Annotated in this window: 1 protein-coding gene; it reads left to right on the plus strand. The window is 43.8% G+C overall.

Annotation, left to right across the window (positions count from 1 at the left end; all coding sequences use genetic code 11):
- The first annotated feature begins 183 nt into the window (after positions 1 to 183).
- A complete protein-coding gene (locus GOB86_RS15570) occupies positions 184 to 540 on the plus strand; it encodes a hypothetical protein (RefSeq protein WP_165993566.1) in 357 nt (118 codons plus the stop codon).
- Positions 541 to 958: the final 418 nt, after the last annotated feature.

Consider the following 958-nt stretch of genomic DNA (forward strand, 5'->3'; position numbering starts at 1 on the left):
AATATCCTCACTGATAAAGACCCGACATTTCTACAATGCGAGCTTCAAGCCGTTTTGCCCTATCTGCCTTACCATCTCTTCAGTCAAGGCAAGCCATTCTAGTATGTTGGCACGACATTATGGAAGAACACTTGGGGCGCGCTTGTCCTGCATTCAATCAAAGTTTTTCATAGGGGTATTGCTATGCAATTTAATCCACAATTCAAGCTGACATTCTTTAAGATGGACATTCAATTCGACATCGAGAGCCGTCAAAACAAGGACCAAGAAACCCTGCTCTTCACGGCACCAGCGGAAGTCACTGTCATCGATCCACTCCGAGAGATCAATGGCACTCAGATGGTGGAGTTGGGCCTAACACATCGAGCACTCATGCGTTGGCAAGCAATCGACATTGGCTGCTTGTGTAGGCGTGATGTTCGTGGGCCTGATCGCTCAACTGTCCAAGAGACCTTCCGTGTCATTTCATTTCTGCCTGTGGGTCAGGGTAATCGCTTCATGGAGGTCAAGCTGAGTCTGATTTCCAATGTTGGAAATTAGGTGAGCTCACGAAGCCCGTAGGCTCCTGCTCAGGGCGGTCTGGGTGCCCTGGGGTGTAGTTGTGTGCTTGATGAGAGAAAGCCCTGTGTGGGCTTACTTCTCATCGCTTCGCTCCCTATGGAGGGGAGGAAAGAAAAGCCCATATACAAATATACATGATATACAAGTTGAGGTGTTGTTAAGAGAAAAAAATTTCCAAAAACATCTCTAGATAGTAGTAAAAAATGTATATATGTATATGAAAATGAAGAAAACCGCAGTAGAGTGCGGGTTGTAGCGAAATGGTTGATATACATTTTTGGTGTTTCATATACATTTTGAGCATTTGATATACATTTTGACGGTGCTCATATACATTTTTACATGAATAATGACAGTCATGAGTGTCTGGTAGTATATTTTCTTTATACAAAGAGGC

Origin of the sequence: Acetobacter lambici, from assembly GCF_011516885.1 — a bacterium.
In the GTDB taxonomy this organism is placed as follows: Bacteria; Pseudomonadota; Alphaproteobacteria; order Acetobacterales; family Acetobacteraceae; genus Acetobacter; species Acetobacter lambici.